Origin of the sequence: Viridibacillus arenosi, from assembly GCF_001955655.1 — a bacterium.
Classification (GTDB): Bacteria; Bacillota; Bacilli; order Bacillales_A; family Planococcaceae; genus Viridibacillus; species Viridibacillus arenosi.
In genome coordinates this window covers 203,734-221,239 of sequence record NZ_MSPW01000001.1, presented here as the reverse complement: position 1 = coordinate 221,239, position 17,506 = coordinate 203,734, and the positions used below count along the sequence as shown (strand labels likewise).

At 33.6% G+C, this 17,506-nt stretch carries 18 protein-coding genes and 1 pseudogene; 15 read left to right on the top strand and 4 right to left on the bottom strand.

Going from position 1 to position 17,506, the window contains the following annotated elements; genetic code table 11:
- The first annotated feature begins 90 nt into the window (after positions 1-90).
- The 6 genes from BK137_RS01015 (at position 91) to BK137_RS00990 (ending at position 5,951) form a co-directional block, all read left to right on the top strand.
- Positions 91-693 carry an HD domain-containing protein gene (locus tag BK137_RS01015; RefSeq protein ID WP_038191163.1) on the top strand — a complete coding sequence of 201 codons (603 nt, stop codon included), beginning with the start codon at positions 91-93 and terminating at the stop codon, positions 691-693.
- Positions 690-2,573 (top strand): ABC-F family ATP-binding cassette domain-containing protein, encoded by a 1,884-nt coding sequence (locus BK137_RS01010; protein ID WP_038190371.1) that lies wholly within the window; start codon positions 690-692, stop codon positions 2,571-2,573. Before BK137_RS01015 ends, BK137_RS01010 begins: the two co-directional genes overlap by 4 nt.
- Positions 2,574-2,587: 14 nt before the next feature.
- On the top strand, positions 2,588-3,712 hold the full coding sequence (locus tag BK137_RS01005) for a conserved virulence factor C family protein (protein ID WP_038190368.1): 1,125 nt from the start codon (positions 2,588-2,590) through the stop codon (positions 3,710-3,712).
- Between the two features lie 276 nt (positions 3,713-3,988).
- On the top strand, positions 3,989-4,204 hold the full coding sequence (locus BK137_RS01000) for a hypothetical protein (RefSeq protein ID WP_038190365.1): 216 nt from the start codon (positions 3,989-3,991) through the stop codon (positions 4,202-4,204).
- A 622-nt stretch (positions 4,205-4,826) separates the two neighbouring features.
- Positions 4,827-5,402 (top strand): GNAT family N-acetyltransferase, encoded by a 576-nt coding sequence (locus BK137_RS00995; protein WP_038190358.1) that lies wholly within the window; start codon positions 4,827-4,829, stop codon positions 5,400-5,402.
- A gap of 138 nt (positions 5,403-5,540) precedes the next feature.
- Positions 5,541-5,951 (top strand): PH domain-containing protein, encoded by a 411-nt coding sequence (locus BK137_RS00990; RefSeq protein ID WP_038190344.1) that lies wholly within the window; start codon positions 5,541-5,543, stop codon positions 5,949-5,951.
- Positions 5,952-6,005: 54 nt separating this feature from the next.
- Here the strand turns inward: BK137_RS00990 and BK137_RS00985 are convergent, their stop codons facing one another.
- Positions 6,006-6,974, bottom strand: a complete 969-nt coding sequence (locus BK137_RS00985) for a carbohydrate kinase family protein (RefSeq protein WP_038190340.1) — start codon at positions 6,972-6,974, stop codon at positions 6,006-6,008.
- Positions 6,975-7,281: 307 nt separating this feature from the next.
- On the opposite strand from BK137_RS00985, the gene BK137_RS00980 reads away from it, so the two are divergent.
- The 3 genes from BK137_RS00980 (at position 7,282) to BK137_RS00970 (ending at position 10,089) form a co-directional block, all read left to right on the top strand.
- Positions 7,282-8,472, top strand: a complete 1,191-nt coding sequence (locus BK137_RS00980; protein ID WP_038190336.1) for a hypothetical protein — start codon at positions 7,282-7,284, stop codon at positions 8,470-8,472.
- A 335-nt stretch (positions 8,473-8,807) separates the two neighbouring features.
- Entirely contained in the window at positions 8,808-9,530 is a 723-nt protein-coding gene (locus BK137_RS00975; protein WP_051448842.1) for an N-acetylmuramoyl-L-alanine amidase, read from the top strand.
- A 64-nt stretch (positions 9,531-9,594) separates the two neighbouring features.
- Complete coding sequence (locus BK137_RS00970) at positions 9,595-10,089, top strand: hypothetical protein (protein ID WP_038190334.1); 495 nt, start codon at positions 9,595-9,597, stop codon at positions 10,087-10,089.
- Positions 10,090-10,225: 136 nt separating this feature from the next.
- Here BK137_RS00970 and BK137_RS00965 read toward each other — a convergent pair whose 3' ends face one another.
- Together BK137_RS00965 and BK137_RS00960 are read right to left on the bottom strand one after the other, a co-directional pair.
- Positions 10,226-10,510 (bottom strand): hypothetical protein, encoded by a 285-nt coding sequence (locus BK137_RS00965; RefSeq protein WP_038190332.1) that lies wholly within the window; start codon positions 10,508-10,510, stop codon positions 10,226-10,228.
- Between the two features lie 112 nt (positions 10,511-10,622).
- A complete protein-coding gene (locus tag BK137_RS00960) occupies positions 10,623-10,901 on the bottom strand; it encodes a hypothetical protein (protein WP_038190329.1) in 279 nt (92 codons plus the stop codon).
- Positions 10,902-11,501: 600 nt separating this feature from the next.
- Here BK137_RS00960 and BK137_RS00955 point away from each other — a divergent pair.
- From BK137_RS00955 to BK137_RS22925, 3 genes and pseudogenes are all read left to right on the top strand, one after another.
- Positions 11,502-12,707, top strand: a complete 1,206-nt coding sequence (locus BK137_RS00955) for an EAL domain-containing protein (protein WP_038190326.1) — start codon at positions 11,502-11,504, stop codon at positions 12,705-12,707.
- 369 nt (positions 12,708-13,076) lie between these two features.
- Positions 13,077-13,871, top strand: a complete 795-nt coding sequence (locus tag BK137_RS00950) for a VLRF1 family aeRF1-type release factor (RefSeq protein ID WP_038190323.1) — start codon at positions 13,077-13,079, stop codon at positions 13,869-13,871.
- Positions 13,872-14,107: 236 nt separating this feature from the next.
- Positions 14,108-14,255: pseudogene (locus BK137_RS22925) on the top strand (glutathione-dependent formaldehyde dehydrogenase); the annotation flags it as partial.
- Between the two features lie 205 nt (positions 14,256-14,460).
- Here BK137_RS22925 and BK137_RS00945 read toward each other — a convergent pair.
- Positions 14,461-14,967, bottom strand: a complete 507-nt coding sequence (locus tag BK137_RS00945; protein ID WP_038190314.1) for a DUF3231 family protein — start codon at positions 14,965-14,967, stop codon at positions 14,461-14,463.
- 446 nt (positions 14,968-15,413) lie between these two features.
- On the opposite strand from BK137_RS00945, the gene BK137_RS00940 reads away from it, so the two are divergent.
- The 3 genes from BK137_RS00940 to BK137_RS00930 all read left to right on the top strand — a co-directional run bounded on the left by BK137_RS00940 (position 15,414) and on the right by BK137_RS00930 (position 17,491).
- Positions 15,414-16,271, top strand: coding sequence for a manganese catalase family protein (locus BK137_RS00940; RefSeq protein ID WP_038190311.1), 858 nt, complete (start codon positions 15,414-15,416; stop codon positions 16,269-16,271).
- A 125-nt stretch (positions 16,272-16,396) separates the two neighbouring features.
- Positions 16,397-16,651 (top strand): GlsB/YeaQ/YmgE family stress response membrane protein, encoded by a 255-nt coding sequence (locus BK137_RS00935; RefSeq protein WP_038190308.1) that lies wholly within the window; start codon positions 16,397-16,399, stop codon positions 16,649-16,651.
- A gap of 270 nt (positions 16,652-16,921) precedes the next feature.
- Positions 16,922-17,491, top strand: a complete 570-nt coding sequence (locus tag BK137_RS00930) for a TetR/AcrR family transcriptional regulator (RefSeq protein ID WP_038190306.1) — start codon at positions 16,922-16,924, stop codon at positions 17,489-17,491.
- The last annotated feature ends 15 nt before the right edge of the window (positions 17,492-17,506 follow it).

The window sequence follows — 17,506 nt, the reverse complement described above, 5'->3', positions numbered from 1 at the left end:
TAGAAACAAAGTGATTGGCTACCTTTATAATAGAGGGTAGCTGTTTATTTAGGAGGAACAAAATTGAAAATAGTAGAACAATGTGAGCAAATGGTAAAAGATATTTATAATCAGTTTGATGCAAGTCATGATTGGCAACATATTGAACGGGTAATGCAAAATGCAAAAGCAATTTTACAAACGGAACCCTCAGCAGATACTAAAATAGTAGAACTCGCAGTTTTATTACATGATGTAAGTGATTCGAAATATACAGATTCAAAAGAAAATGAACAACGAATTTTACAACAGCTTAATATATCTGAAAAAAAACAACAAATAATTCGAGAAATCATTGCTTCAGTTTCTTACAATGGAGGCAACCAATTAGAAGCTACATCCATTGAAGCGCAAATCGTGCGTGATGCAGATCGCTTAGATGCCATTGGAGCGGTTGGTATTGCAAGAACATTTGCATTCGGAGGAGCGAAAGGTCGCAAACTCTATGATGACCAAGAAGAAGCACGCCATAATATGTCGGTTGAAGACTATCGCAATAAACAAACAGCTTCTGTTACACACTTTTATGAAAAGCTATTGTTACTTAAGGATTTAATGACAACAGAAAAAGGCAAACAGATGGCTAAAGAACGGCATGAATTTATGGTATGCTTTTTAAAACAGCTTAAAAATGAAAGAGACGGGGAATTATGAGCCATTTAATTATATCTAACTTAACAAAGACGGTCGGAGATAAAACTCTATTTAAAAATATTGACTTCACTATTTATAGCGGTGAACGTGCAGGTTTAATTGGCATCAACGGCACCGGTAAATCTACCCTGATGTCTATACTGGCTGGAGATTTAGATGCAGACCAAATTGACAAAGATCATCCAAACAAATACCGCATCGCACATTTACCCCAAAATCCAGAATTTGCTCAAGATGAAACAGTATTACAAGCTGTCTTCTCAGGCGATTCACCGATTTTAAAATTAAACCGTGATTATGAAGATACACTCTCTTTGCTCGGAAAAAATCCAGAATCATCACAATTACAGACGCAACTATTCCGTTTGCAGCAAGAAATGGATACACAGCAAGCATGGGATGTTAATGCATTAGCGAAAACAGCTCTGACAAAGCTTGGCATTGAAATGTTTGATGAACAAGTAACCAATCTATCTGGTGGTCAACAAAAGCGTGTAGCTTTAGCGAAAGTACTAATTGAACCTGCAGATTTATATTTATTAGACGAGCCAACTAACCATTTGGATGTGCAATCAACTGAATGGCTACAAGAGATGGTACTACGTTTAAAAGGTGCAGTCATTTTTATCACCCATGATCGTTATTTCCTTGATGAAATTTCGACGCATATATATGAACTCGCAGATCAAACATTGTACAAGCATAAAGGTAATTATGGTGACTATTTAGAATCCAAAGCGATTCGTGAAGAAATGGCTGTTGCTACTCAAGCGAAAATGCGCAACCGTTATCGCTCAGAGTTAAAATGGATTCGTCGTGGAGCACAAGCCCGTTCAACTAAGCAAAAAGCCCGTATCCAGCGCTTTGAAGAACTATCTGATAATATTGATCGCAATTCAGATGATGGTGGTCTGGAGCTTGGTTTAGCAACATCAAGACTAGGGAAAAAAGTGTTGGAGGCAGAGAGTGTCACAAAATCTTTTGGTGAACGTCATATAATTAAAGACTTTTCATTCCTTTTACAGCAAGGTGATCGCATTGGTATTATCGGTGCAAATGGAGCAGGGAAAAGTACACTATTGAAAATGCTTGCTGGTGAAATCACACCTGATCAAGGTCGAATCGAAGTAGGTTCAACGGTCCGTATTGCTCATTTTACACAACAATTACCACAAATGAATGATAATCAACGTATGATTGAGTATATACGTGAGTCAGCTAATGATATTCAAGATTCAGAAGGAGAACATCATTCGGCTGCATCGATGTTAGAACGTTTTTTATTCCCATTGCATACACATGGAACGCCAATTGGAAAGCTTTCTGGTGGAGAACGTAAACGTCTTTATCTATTGAAATTATTAATGGAACAACCTAATGTACTTTTACTAGATGAACCTACAAATGATTTAGATATTGAAACGCTTTCTGTTTTAGAAGACTTTATTGAACAATTTCCAGGTGTTGTAGTAACTATCTCCCATGACCGTTTCTTCTTAGATCGTATTGCGAAAAAGCTATGGATATTAGATGGACAAGGTGGAGTTGACGAAAGTCTCGATATCTACAGTGAATATTTAGCTGCACTTGGAGCTACACCGGCACCTGTGAAAGAAGAAAAAGTTGATAAACCAAAAGAACAAAAAGTGAAAACTCAAAAGAAAAAACTTTCATTCAAAGAACAAAAAGAATGGGAAACAATAGAAGCTGATATTGCGAAATTAGAAGAAGCGATTATGGATGCAGAAGAAGGTGTATCTAAAGCAGGTTCGGACTTCACAAAACTTCAACAATTAACTGCTGAACTGGAAGAACTAAATGCAAACTATGAGCACCTTATTGAACGATGGGAATACTTACAGGACATTGTGAACCAATAAGAGGGGGATATTAAATGAAAATTTTAACTATAGAACCAACACCTAGTCCAAATACAATGAAAATCGTTCTAGATCATGAATTACCATTTGGGAAAGCACATAATTATAACGAAGCCAATAAAACGGATGCGACAAAAGAAATACAGGACATACTAGCAATCGAAGGCGTCAAAGGGGTCTATCACGTAGCAGATTTCCTAGCAGTAGAACGTATTGCAAAGTATGATTGGGAAAGTATATTAGCAGCTGTTCGCATTGCATTTGGTGAAGATGAACAAACAAAGAAAAGTGAACAGCAAATGGATGAACATTTTGGAGAAGTATACGTACATGTTCAAATGTTTAAAGGTATCCCTTTACAAGTCAAAGTTTTCGATAGTATTGCAGAAAATCGTTTTGGACTAGCAGCACGATTTATTAATGCTTTTAATGAGGCGATGAGTACAGATGAAAACTACATTTATGAACGTAAATGGGTAGACTATGGTGTCCGTTACGGTGACAAACAGGAGATAGGTGATAGCGTTGTTGCAGAACTTGAAGCTTCTTTCCCTCAACAACGTATTGATGAATTGATCTTGGCAAGTAAAGAGAAAAAAGACGTTGTTGAAACGCGTAAACGAAAAGTTTCTTTAGAAGAATTTTTAGTAGATGATTGGGAAATTCGATTCCAACTGTTAGATCAAATGGCAGATCCGGAAATTGAAGATTTACCCTTACTTGAAAAAGCGTTACAAGATGAAAAGATGTCTATTCGTCGTCTAGCAACTATTTATTTAGGTATGATCGAAGATGTGGCAGTTGTACCTTTGTTAGTACAAGCTTTAAATGATAAGAGCTCTTCAGTACGCCGAACTGCAGGGGATTGCATCAGTGATCTAGGTTTTGTAGAGTTTGAATCTGCAATGATGGAGTCTCTTAAAGACCGCAACAAGCTTGTACGTTGGCGTGCTGCAATGTACTTGTATGAAACGGGTACAGAAGCCTCTCTTAAAGCTCTTGAAGAAGCAAGTGATGACAGTGAGTTTGAAGTTAAACTACAAGTGAAAATGGCTATTGCTCGTATTTCACAAGGCGAAGAAGCAAAGGGTTCTGTTTGGAAACAGATGACAGAAGCGCGTGCTACAAAAAGAGGTTGAAAATATAATAAAAAGACAGCTGGGATTAAAATCCTATGCTGTCTTTTTATTAACTATGAGAAGAATAGTTATCGATTTTTAAAAAGATAATTGAAAAATACAAAGAAAGTTATTATTATCAACAATAATTCCTGAAAAGTAGTTCCTTTATATTTTGTTTAATAATTATAGTGTGACTTTTGTCTCTCTATAGTATAATGAATTAGTTATGTAATAAGAAGTAGAAAAACGATTGATAGATTACTGAGTAGTAGAATTAAGAACAGGAGAGATTGTATGATTTGTGGAAAATGCGATTGTGAAAAAAAAACAGCTTTAGTTGTGCAAAGTTTCAAACTTAACAGTGGAGAACTACATATTCAAAATATACCAGCATCCCTTTGTGACTGCGATGTATGGATAGCGCCTTCTATTAGAATGGAGCTGCAACGATATGCAACAGAAAACAATCATTTACAAGGTATACATAATATTTCATTTGAAGAGATTTAATAAAAGAATTCATATGTAAATGTAAAAGGACTTCTGAAACTGGAAGTCCTTTTAGTGTTAATGATTTTTAGTTTAGTACATTTCGTTTTTTATGTTCAATTGCTGAGAATATCCGCAAGCTTCGATAGATAAATTGTATACACAACAGAAATAAGATAACTCTAACAACAGAACTTTGAATAGGTGCTACGATAGAAAATATAAAAAGGGAAATGCCTAGAACAATGAAGAAGACAGCTGTATTGAGATCTTTCATCAAGAAAACTCCTTTTAGATACAGAATCTGATTCTTAATGTATTTTTCTCATATCGCAATATTTCTATACACGAACTATGAAAAATTAATTGTGGAAATCTTAATGAACAAAAGGAAAGTCTTTTTTCAAATCCTACAAGAAGAATTGGGAAACCTTTAAAGTCCCAATCTAATGATCAACGGAAAATGTTTTTCGGAATATCAATAGAAATTCGAAAAAAATATTGAAATATTTGTGAACATTTGTTTATAATTGTACTAATAAAAAATGTATAGCATAAATGATAAAAGAATTCTCTCAGCTAGCTCTATTTAAGAATAATCGTAAATATAACAAATCAAATATATGTAGAAAGGAGATCGTCTATGGACAAAATTAAACTTGTACCTCATGATGTCCGGTATGCTGATAAAATATCATCATTAATCAGTTCGGAATTAGTGAAAAATGCACTAGGTATGGATGATTGTCAAACATCAGTTAATGGAGTACTCAATTTTATACGTGGCATGCAACTTGCTGAAAGAGAAAATCAACAATTATCTCGTGTTATAATAAATTCTGCTTTTGAAATTATAGGTGTTACAACACTAAAAGAAATTGACCATGAAAAGAAGTTATGTCATATAGGTACGTGGATTGCGGATCCTTTTTGGGGGCTGGGGTATAATGAGCAAGCAAAAGAAAAGATATTATTAATAGCGTTTAATCAGTTCGATTTAGATTATGTATTTGCTGGTGCTAGAGTAGAAAACATTCGCTCTCAAAAAGCCCAAGCCAAACTTCCTTATATGTCATTGTCAGTTGAAGAAGAATTTCCGGAAGAACTAATAAAAATGGAGCGTCAAGAAAAAACACCATGTGTCTTAAATGTCATTAAGCGAGACGATTTCTTAAAATGGTTCCAAAAGGATTATTACGGTAAAGTTGCGAATAGCTAAAAAACGAACCCTAAAAGCAGGAGTCGTTTTTTTTATTTAAAAAAGATATAGAATAAGAATATTAAGCGACGATTAGACTTTTTTGAAACTAATACTTCATATCACCCATAGAATAATTAAAGAAGGGTGGTGAGTCGAATGTATTATCCATCAAAAAAAGATGTTTGGATAGGTATTATCAATTGGGGTGTTATATTTTCTTGTTTTCTACCATTAATCATTAAAAAAGATTATGAAGCTCTATTTTTTACTATTCCACTAGCATTGTTTCTAGGATGGAGTTGGTTTACTACGGGATATAGTATCTCTAATGATCTACTTATATTCCAAAGTGGACTGCTAAAAAAGAAGATTCCAATAAAGGATATTAAAAAAATATCCAGAACAAAGAATCCATTAGCTTCTTCCGCATTGTCATTAGACCGAATTGAATTTAGTTATGGAGAGCACTATGACATGGCACTTGTTTCTCCCAAGGATAACAGTGGACTTATAACGTACTTAAAAAATATTAATCCTCAAATAGAGTTAGAGAAAAGATTAAAATAGGTGATGTTAAAGTGATTTTTTGAAACACTTAAACCGCATCTTTTTACACAAATCTTATTTATTTAAGCGTTTTTGAATGTCCTCTAATGTCGGTAGAGCAGCAAATGCTCCTTTTTTAGTAGTCGTTAAAGCTCCACAATGATTGGCAAAGGATAGTAATTCGTCAGCGAACTCTATACAATAATTAACTAATTCATTCAACTCAACGTTACTTGTTAATAGTTGATATAAGAATGCACCAATAAAAGCATCACCAGCCCCAGTGGTATCTTGTACGTTAATATCACAACCAGGAACGCTGAAGGATGCATTCTTTGTGAAAAGAGTAGCACCACTAGCACCTCTTGTATAAATCACGATTTTTACATAACCTGTAAACAAAGATGCAATTGCAGTTTCTACTTCTTCTATACCAGTGATGAAAGCTAATTCTTCATCTGAAATTTTCACTATATCTGTATGAGGTAAAAATTTTAATATAGTTTCTCTACAATTTTCTTTTGAATCCCATAAAGGCAGTCGAACATTTGGATCAAAACTAATCAAAGTAGCATTTTCACGTGCAATGGAAATCGCTTTTTTATGTGCCTCTTTCATTGGACTTTCAACTAAATCGACCGAACAAAAATGCAATATATCACCTTGTGTGAACCATTCTGATTTTATGTATTCTTCTTTATATAACAAATCTGCAGAAGGATTTCTATAAAAGGAAAAATCTCGTTCCCCATCGGTAGTTAAAGACACAAATGCAAGAGCTGTGTTTGCCTCTTTTGTTATTTTTATTAATCTTGTGTTTACCTCTAATTGCTGTAATTCTTGGATTAAGAATTGACCGAAAGCATCTGCTCCTACTTGGCTAATTAAAGATGCATTTCCCCCGAGTTTTGCTGCAGTAGCTGCTACATTTGCTGGGGCCCCACCTGCCATTCTTTCAAATGTCCCAACGTCTTTTAACATGATTCCTTGCTGTTGTGGGATGAAATCTATTAAAACTTCTCCAATTGTATAAAGTGTTCTCATATAGGTTCCTCACCTTCAATACGTCTTTATTCACTTTATTTTACATTGAAATGAATTACAATGTTTAAGTTGATTTCTAATAGGTATAGAATAGCAGGTATATGTGTTTTTATTCTAGTTACTAATAATGTTCTAGTCTAAATAAATTCCTATTTCACAATAGCATAGATGTATAAAATGCGTCTTATGAATAAAATCCACTGTTAATAGTAAAAAGTGTGGAAATTTAGTATGATTAACTATGTAAAATACAGCTATTATAATGCTACATTTATTCGATTCATACATAGCAAAACAGGAGGTCCCAATGAAAAAGCAGTTGATCATAGCCATCACGAGTTTAATTGTGATTGGTGTAGGGCTATATGCATTTCTTCATGTGTCGGCCACGAATCAAAAGAAGTCCATATTCATCAAACAACAAACAATGGAAGAACCAAAATTCTTAGCAGATAAAAGAGCCATTCTTTATGCATCATCACCAACAGAACAGCTAGAAAAAGAAACTGGAAAAAGTATGGCGATATTTATCGATAAAAAAGGATCTGCCACTGCAATGGAAATGGACGGAATGGAATTTGGAGCGAGTAAGTACAATGGTGAGCAATTGTACTTGGATGCTAAGAAAAGTGTTTATCTATTAGGTAAAAACGCACAGCAGTTTCCGATGAAACGTGATGAAATTCGTAATACGTTATCTGGATACCTTTCTTCAGAAGCAATCTTTTTTAGCTTGTATAACACCGGTTTTAGTGAAAATAAAGATTATGACACTGGTGTGCGATATGGCAATACATCAGGCTTTAAAACAGCTTCTTTACCGTTTTATGTAGCAACAGCAGGTACGATGAAAAATCAAATAATTGTTTTAACTCAAGATCTAGTCAAAGGAAGCTTTGATTTGAAATCTGTTACTTTAAAAAACAAGGTCAATATAAAACAATTAGCATCAGTACCGTTACCACACGCTGAGGAATTGGATCCAATCTCATCCATCTTAGAAGATAAGGAAAATTATTATTTTGTTTTATCTTATTTTGAAAACGATGCCAAAGAAGACATTTTGCTCGCTACTATAAATAAACTAACATTTACTTTAGATGTTAAAAACCTCGCTGAGTATCGTAGTGAAGAAATTGTATCGGATTCTTTGCCTTACAACTTTGATAATTCGACCCATCTTCATAATAAGGAATTATATTATATTAACGGGTTAGGGGAAGTATATTCATACAATACATCAAATGATGTCATCCAAAAAAAGTTCCGACTTAATCGACCTAATGGTAAATTTCATCCGGAATTTGAGCAAGTAGATTTTAGAGGACAAGCACTATTTTATTTAAATAACCGGAAAAAAGACGTTTATTTTTTAGAAAAATACGATCTTATAACTGGTGAAATGATAGAAGAGCAAAAGGTAGAAAACTTGAATAAAATATTAAAATCAGATGATAAAGATCTTACCGTATATAATTTAGAGTTATTGCATTCATAAGAAAAACCAGATGCTTCCTTGCATCTGGTTTTTTTTTTACGAAAAAACGCTTTCTTTAAGTTTATAAAGACTATGTAACAAGTAAAGGAGGATAATGCTACATCGTGACTTATCATGCTGACGAAATGTCTGGACTATGAAATATGCTTTACAATGGCATCTATCTAGGTTGTAACCTGTTTTTTTCAGTATGTTTTCTATCATGATGTGAAAAATAGGCTTTAAACTCATATTTTTCACAAAAGTAGTAGGTTCAGCATTTATTAGTTAGTAATGACACTGTTATTGAGTTTTTATTAAGGACAAGAATAGGTATAGAAGGAGGTGAAAAACAAGTGGTCAAAATTAGAAAACACTTAGTTTCACAATCAATCACGAATAAAGTAACAAGTGGGACAGGAAACGGTCGCAAATGGATTACTATCCACGAGACAGATAATACAAGAAAAACCGCTAGTGCAAATGCACATGCTCGTTTACAAGCAATGGGAAATAGCCGTGCTGCTTCTTGGCACTGGACAGTAGACGATAAGGAAGCTGTACAATCATTTAATCATAGCGTAAAGTGTTGGGCTGCGGGGGATGGAAATGGCGATGGTAATGCAAACTCTATTCACATTGAAATTTGTGTGAATGAAGATGGAAATTACAAAAAAGCAGTAGAAAATACTGCCATTTTAGTAGCTAAAATTATGAAAGATGAAAAGATTCCTATTAGTAATGTTGTTCAACACAATCATTGGAGTGGTAAAAACTGTCCATCTAAAATGAGAAGTGGTAAAGCGGCTTTTACTTGGTCTACATTCCGTAAATTAGTTACAACAATCAAAATTACTACAGTTTCAAAGCCAAAAACAAACAAGACTTTCCAGATTCAAGTATTAGCAAACGTATTGAATTACTACGATGGCCCACGGTGGTCAAAACCCACTGGTACAGTAAAAAAAGGAGAAAGGTTAACTATTGAAAAAAAAGTACTTGTAGATGGTTCTGCGATGTATAAGACTGTTAGCGGAACATATGTGACAGCGAGCTCCAAATATGTGAAAAAACTTTAATCCCTCAAATGAAAAGCTAATTGATTTTAAATGCCTCATCTTGGTTCGAAGGGAGGTAAATTTAATGGCATTTAATAATCCAAGTTGGAGAAGGTTCATAAGTGCTCACTTACTAAAACACGTGGAACCTATTGCAGGTAGTATAGTCTATTGTAAATTACTAGGACTGCCCAATACAATAATTGGGTCTCCAGATCATACTGGCATATATGTTGGTAATAGAAGAATAATAGAATTAAATGGTAACGAAAAAATTATCGAAGTAGGTTACTATAATTTTTTAAATGGTTCATCTGTACGCTCTGGAACAGAACTATATGTAGCTTGCGATATGAATGGTAATGTTTTGCATGACCCAGCAATTGCTAAAAGAGCGATAGCAGCAAGAAATACGCACAATGGTTATCATCTTATTAGAAACAATTGCCATATGTTCACATCACGTTGTATAAAAGGCACTAATAATGATCCACTTGATGCAACATTTTTGAACGTCGAAAGAAATATAAAAAGACATTTTGGCGTTCCAGCAATTAGTTGGAGGACAGTAAAACAGTGATTTCATATAATCTAATCTATAGAATAAACTGAAGCAGAAAATTTAATTAGATTTTAATAGATAGTAAAAATTGTCAAGCTGGTTTTAATTCATGCTTGGCTTTTTTTATTCAAGTTTAAGTGATAAATGTAAACCGTTATCTTCTATCAATTTTTCGTTCTATTCTAGCTAATTGATCTACGATAAAATCTAGTTGCTTTTGCATGTTTTTTAATTGGCGATTATTATTTGATTGGTTCTTTGTGTTTAACTGTTCTTCTGCTTGAATTTCATTTATCTCCTCTACAATGGCTAGAGCGGATAAAGCATCCGCTATTATTGTAACAGTAGCTGCAAGAACCTCAATTTTGGCGGAATTTTTTGTTCCGGGTAATGCAGAACTTAATTCATCTAAATCTATATTCACGTTATTCTTCTTCAATGCTTTACCCTCCTTCAGATAAAACAATAGTTCCAATAAAATAAATTAACGAGATATCAATTATTGTAGATTTTAAATAGTAAAATAACTTCATCTTTTCGTTTGTAATTTCTTATTTCTCTGGATTCCTGTAACTAATAAGAGTACATTTTAAAGCAGCATAATTTCCTACAGCTGCATATCCGTAAAACCAGCCCATAAATATACCAGCGAAAAAATCGTGTCGGTGGCTAATGAAAATTGAAATAAATAATCCAAAGAATAATGAGATTGTAGGAACAAATTTTGAAGGGGTATGATAAATGATTTTAAATAGTTGAGTAATAATCATAATAATTGGAATGGCAATAACAGCATCCCAAAAATTTGTATGGATAATAGGGAAATTCATGCACACACCACTTTCAACTAGTTTGAATATATTTTCGCCTTAAATAAAGGAATTATTCAATTAGTTATTTTGCGGTATGAGTGACATGCTAATAATGAATGTATAATATCGAAGAAAAGGTAAGTTTATAAAAAAATTAGATTTGAATGTTTACATATTAATTTTTCCTACTCTTATATTTAATATTAATTTTAAACGATGCATACAACATATCATTTTTAATTAAATTATCTAAAAAAAATAAAGACCAATCATCATAAGTACACAACGAATGCTCTTTTAAAATTTAAATTCTTTATATAGTGTATGATAATCTTATGCAGGTGTAACTTGTCCAAAATGCACTGTAAATAAAGAGTGTAGAAGAAAATGGTGTAGGCTTTACTTCATGCGGAATTTAACTTAAATATGAGTTAGTATCAAATGATCTACCTATTATTGGTGAAGTGAATTTATTGGATTTTGTTTTGTTTAATTTTGGTGAAAGTTCAATTGAGTTCATTTGCATAATCACGTATGACGGCATATCATGAAAATGGAGATAATTGTTTCATGATTTAAAGATTGTCTTATGGTCAATCGGTTAAGGAGGTTTATGGGATGGACGCAATTGATGTATTAACAAACCTAGAGAAGTTGAAAGCGCACTTCCAACCCATTTTTAGTGCAGACGAACATGTTGTTATTGCATATGAAGTCTCTGGCAAGCTTATAGACAATGAAGAGCTTATTAGTTTAAATACATTCGCCTACGATGATGATATTCCAGAAGAGTATCGAGTGGAAGTGGAGCATAAAATTTTGCATTTAGCTCTTGCCCAACTAGCGAAGGAATCTAAGGATTTCGATATTTACTTACCATGCAATGCAAACTTGTTAGTACTTGACTATGGGGAAAGTTTTTTCGAAATAATAAAAAAATATATCCCCGAGGAAGAGCTAAGTCGAATTGTTCTTGTAATTTCAGAGCATAATTTTAATGGTGAATTCAGACAGCTTAATAATATCATTCGTTATTTCCAAACATATGGTATGAAGATTGCAATTAATCAAGTTGGTTCTGAAAGTCATTGGGATTATATTAAAACATTGTCTCCTAATATTTTGAAGTTGGATATAGGGCAATTGAGTTATCAATCTTGGGGTGAGCAAAATGATTTGTTCACATCACTTGGTAAATTAGCTCGTAAAATTGGTGCAAATATGTTATTTGAAGGTATTGATAAAGAATATAAACTTCAATTTGCGTGGAAAAATGGAGGACGTTATTATCAAGGGAAATATCTAGCTGATGTACATACAGGAACAATTCCACGAGATCAACTGAAAAAAAGTTTTAAAGAGCGCTGTCAGCAGTTTATCTTAACAGAAAAGCGATTGTTGGAGGATAATTACAATGCATTGAAAACTTTGCAAAATGCATTAGAGAAATTCGTACAACGAATGAAGCCTTCAAGCAATAATACGGACCAACTTCTAGCGCTTGCTAAAGAACTCGATGCATATTCCTTCCGACTTTATATATGTGATGGTGAGGGATTTCAAACATCACCTAATATCATGTGTATCGATAAGAAATGGCATATACAAGAAGAAGCAGTTAATAAAAACTGGAGCTGGCGTCCATACTTCTTAAAAACGATTATTGAAATGCGTAATGACCAAAGTGGTGTGTTATCTGACCTATATAGCGATATCGACACAGGGGAAATGACACGTACATTCTCTATACCTGTCAGTGTGAATGAATACCTATTTATTGATATTTCCTACGATTATTTATACAACCATAATATTTTTAGATGAAAAGGGGTACTGCTAAGGGAGAGATTTTCTCTTTCTTGCAGTACTTTTTTCTTTTTGTATTTAGTTTGAAAAATTTTTATTTACAGCTATTTTTTATCAGAAGAAAAGTTTTTTGAAGCTCGATTTATTTTTCACTAATTAAACTGCAACCACTAGCGTATTCACTGACATTACACCTTTTTTATATTTCATTTCTGCGCAATAAAATGTCTCCAATTTAATCAGAATAAGAATATAATTTTTCTCAATCTAAATTATCTTTTGCAATTCCATTAATGTAGTTTCTGATTCGTTTTAGAATTAGCGTGTGTGGGTATGTTAATTGGGTAAGCTTATATGGATGTAAAACTTAAGGAGGTTACTGAATTTATGTCAATAAGTAAAGAGCTTAAAGCCCTAAAAGAATTTCAATGTAACGATCGTTGTGTGTTGAGTGTGTATTTAAATACAAATCCAGCTGATCCGGACCAGCTGAAAGGTGCATGGAAAATTCATTTGAAAAGTGGTTTAAAGCGAATGGAAGAGTATATAACTGCTTCTAAAAATGAAGATGAACTAAAAGCATTTAAAAAAGTGAAAGATAAAGTCGTTAAAGAAATAGATGACCATTCGAATGAGTTACGAAAAGGAGTCGTTATTTTTGCTTCGGACAATCCAAGTTTGTGGTCGGTCCACTATGTCCAAGTACAGGTGAAAACGAGCTTCCACTGGGAGAATCATCCAGTACTTGAAGAAATGGAATACATGTATAAGGCTTACCCAGATGCAGGAATTATTTTACCGAGCTTTGGGGAGGTACGTATTCTAGATACAGCAATGGGCTTCTTGAATGATGAACTTATTTACGATTTCGAACCGAATCTGGAAGAATGGGGCAATCGAAAAAAAGTGACGCCTGACAATCATCCGGGCATTGGAAGCAGCAATGCGGGTGCTTTAGAGCCTCGGCTGAAAGAAAATTTGGGCCGATTCTTTAAAGGAATGGGCGAGATTGTTGAGCGATTGAAGAAAGAGCGTGGCTGGAAGGAGATACATGTGGCCGGAGAAATTGAAATGGCAAAGGCTTTCGCTGAAACCTTACGCGAAAAACCAGCTAGCTGCATTCACAAAAACCTAAATAACAGCAGTGCAAACGAAGTGCTCCACGAAATTTTTGAAAAATAACGATGTACCAAAAAAAACTAACTGACTCAATGAGCCAGTTAGTTTTTTTGAGTTCTAGATTATGACAAATGACAAACTTTTTATAGTAGGAAGAATTGCGTTGGTAAGATTATGAGTAAGCTTACCTAAACTACCTAAACATTTACTTAGGTTACTTTTCATTGCTCAACCAATTATCTACTAAAGAAGAGAGAAGAATATTGGCATTTATTATACCAATTAGGTATGATGCTTGAATACAAGTTGGAACAATAAGTAAAATTGCAATGGGTGCTGTACGTAAAAAAGGAAGTATTCAAATGACTGGCGCCGTATTGCGTATATGGTGCTAAGTACAATCAGTTTCCTATGGGATTTCTATTTGAAAGAAATATTTATATAAAAAAATATTGGCTGGAGAATTTGACCTAACGAAAATCATTATACAGATATACATAAATTACCACTTAAGTAAACAAGTGAAGCTTATAAATTATTATTAACGAATATAAGATGAATGTATTAAAATTATAATGAAAACTTAAATAAAAATAACAAGAAAAGGGACCTTCTAATAGGTCCCTTTACCATTCAAATTACAGTTACGTTATTATTCCGGCACATCTGTGTGAAGAGGTGGTGGAACAATCCATCCTTTTTCTTTGTTTAGTTTTAAAAGTTTCGCTCCAAATAGTGCCCATTCTGTATGGAATTTACCAAACATCCTTGCAATATCCTCACGTAAACATTGCCCCATTACTTGGCTACAAGAAACTAAACCCTGTCCAACATTTACAGCAACTGTGGCACTAATTTCGATATCCTCAAATCTTGCACCAACAGGAATATCTTCAGTCGTTGCTTTCGGGCGACTTGGTAATGCAGGTGGAGGAACAATACCGTTATTTTTTAATAGTTCCACAACCTCTTTATTATGCGATTGCATCATTTCTATAACTTGTGTGAGTAGCTTTTTCAAGTCTTTATCTCCAACATGATTAACAAATGTCTCATACCCACTTATTAGTCCATTGTTTGCTGCAACAAATGACCAGGAACCCATTACTTCACCATAATGCATAGGTTCTTTTTTTGAATTATTATCCATAACGCCCATTAATCAACACACTCCTTAAGGTATTATTTATTCCTTCATATTTTGTATTACTAATAATTTTTAATACATTAAATAATGGTTATGGAGATTTTACCAATTCTATATATGAAATTTTTTAGTATATAAAAGAGAGGTTGAAACAACATAAAAATGAATAAATAGTTAAAGCGTTGTTTTTTGGGACAATGACTTATTTTACGGTGAGGATAATAAATATATCTCGGCTACGTCTGTAAATAGTGGAAAAGGAATAGAAGTACTTCCATATTTGTTCTGTTATACATTACAGATAGTTAAAATTATTTAAGTGGGACTTGCTGATTAATTTGAACAAATATCAATACCTATTAAAGGTAAATATTTGTCATAAGTTAATTCGAATATTTCTCCTTTTATTACTCATGCTATATAGAGTGATAAGATTGAATAGTGTAGGAGGAATATACATGTACTACTACAAAGAAGAATTAATAAACATAATAACACCGGATAAACCAGACCCAGAAGCTGCACGTGTTTTACAAGAAATATTAGGCGGTCATTATGGTGAAATGAGAACAATGATGCAATATTTTTTCCAAAGCTCAAATTTCCGGGGGAAAGAGACACAATATCGGGATTTACTTCGTGGAGTATTCCTTGAAGAAATTGCGCATGTTGAACTAGCGCAAAATACAATTAATCAATTATTAAATGACTCTGGCGAATCATTAGAGCCTGGAAATGGCGGAGAGGATCATGCACCCTTAGATGACGTAATAAAACATGCCAATCCCCATCACTATATAATTGGTGCTCAAGCTTCATTACCAGTTGATGCAGCAGGTAACCCATGGAATGGATCTTGGGTTTATGCACATGGAAATTTAGTAGCTGATTTGCTCAATAATTTAGTCCTTGAATCAACTGGAGTTCTTCAAAAAACGCGTCTTTATGAAATGAGCTCAAATAAAACTTTCCGAGAAACACTCGGTTTCTTAATTGTTCGTGATAATGCACATCAAAATGCTTTTGCTAAAGCATTAGAAACTTTAGGAGTTGATTGGGGTAAACTCTTCCCAGTCCCCAATTACGATATTAACAAATACCCTGAATGTCGAAAATTTATTGATTTAGGATATCATAATGCACAGTTTAATTTTAGACTAGACCCAACTAGAATAGGCGAGATTTTCCAAGGTACAACGCCTAGCAGAAATCAAGGAAACCTTGAGGTAACAGAACCACCAAAGGGTTTCCCAGTTCCTCAGTTACCTGATATGCCCAATGAGCATAGTCCTGGATTATATGATTTAAATAATTAATCTGATTTGATATTAATCATGAGTTCTTACATAGGACTCATACTCATTAAATTTGAAGCGAATTACGCGTTTTACTTTTAGTTATTTAGGTAACATTATATCAAGTTTAGAAAGGAGGTTTTGTCATGTTTAGTTTTCTTTGGTTCCTAATAATAGGTGGTATTCTAGGATGGGTAGCGAGCATGATTATAGGTAAGGACATCCCTGGTGGAATTATAGGTAATATTATTGCAGGTATTATTGGAGCCTGGATAGGCGGAAAATTATTGGGTCAGTGGGGCCCAACGTTAAGTGATTTCTATATATTCCCTGCCTTACTTGGTTCGATAATATTGATACTCATCGTTAGTTTTATTTTGAAGTTAATGAATAAAGATTAGAACCTGAGCATTTGCTCAGGTTTTTTTGTTACTAAATATAGATTCTAAACTGACTATTACAAGCACAGGCTCATATGTGGCGCGATTTGAGATTCTCTTTGTGTTAAATCTCATTTGGTTGACACTCATTTTATTAGTATGTCTTTCAGAAAGAATGAACGTTTTAACTTTCCTTCAATATTTTTTACGAAAAGATAAATTTCTTGACTTATAAAATGTGGATTTGATATATTAATAAACAGACCGGTCGGTTTGGAGGTTAAGACTATTATGGGATTAGATAAAAAAGAATTGATAGTTCAAACTGCGACAAATCTTTTTCGAAAAAAAGGCTATTTAGGTGTTGGGATAAGCGAAATCTTAACAGAATGTAATCTTTCAAAAGGTGGGTTTTATCACCACTTTCCAAATGGAAAAGAAGAATTACTCATCACCTGTCTAAATTCGATGAATGAAGTTATTACGCAGGATATAAAAGAAATTTTTGGACGTTATCAAACTACACAAGCAGCTATTCAGGCAATGCTGGAAGAATTAATAATTCAATTTGATAGGGACGAAACAATTATTGGTTATACATTTAACAGTATTGTTAGTGAAATAGGATCAGTGAGTGAGCGAGTTAGAGAAGCTTGCGAGGACTCTTTTACAAAAATTCAAGAAATTTATTCGGCTAAATTAATGGCAGATGGTTATTCGAAAGAAGAAGCTAATTCATTTGCTCTTATGATGACTGCCACAATTGAAGGTGGTATAATGCTTTGTTTAACGAAAAAAACAAGTGAACCACTTCAAACAATCGCAAGTTTATTACCAAATACATTAAAAGTAGTTGAATAATTTAATCAGCATCAC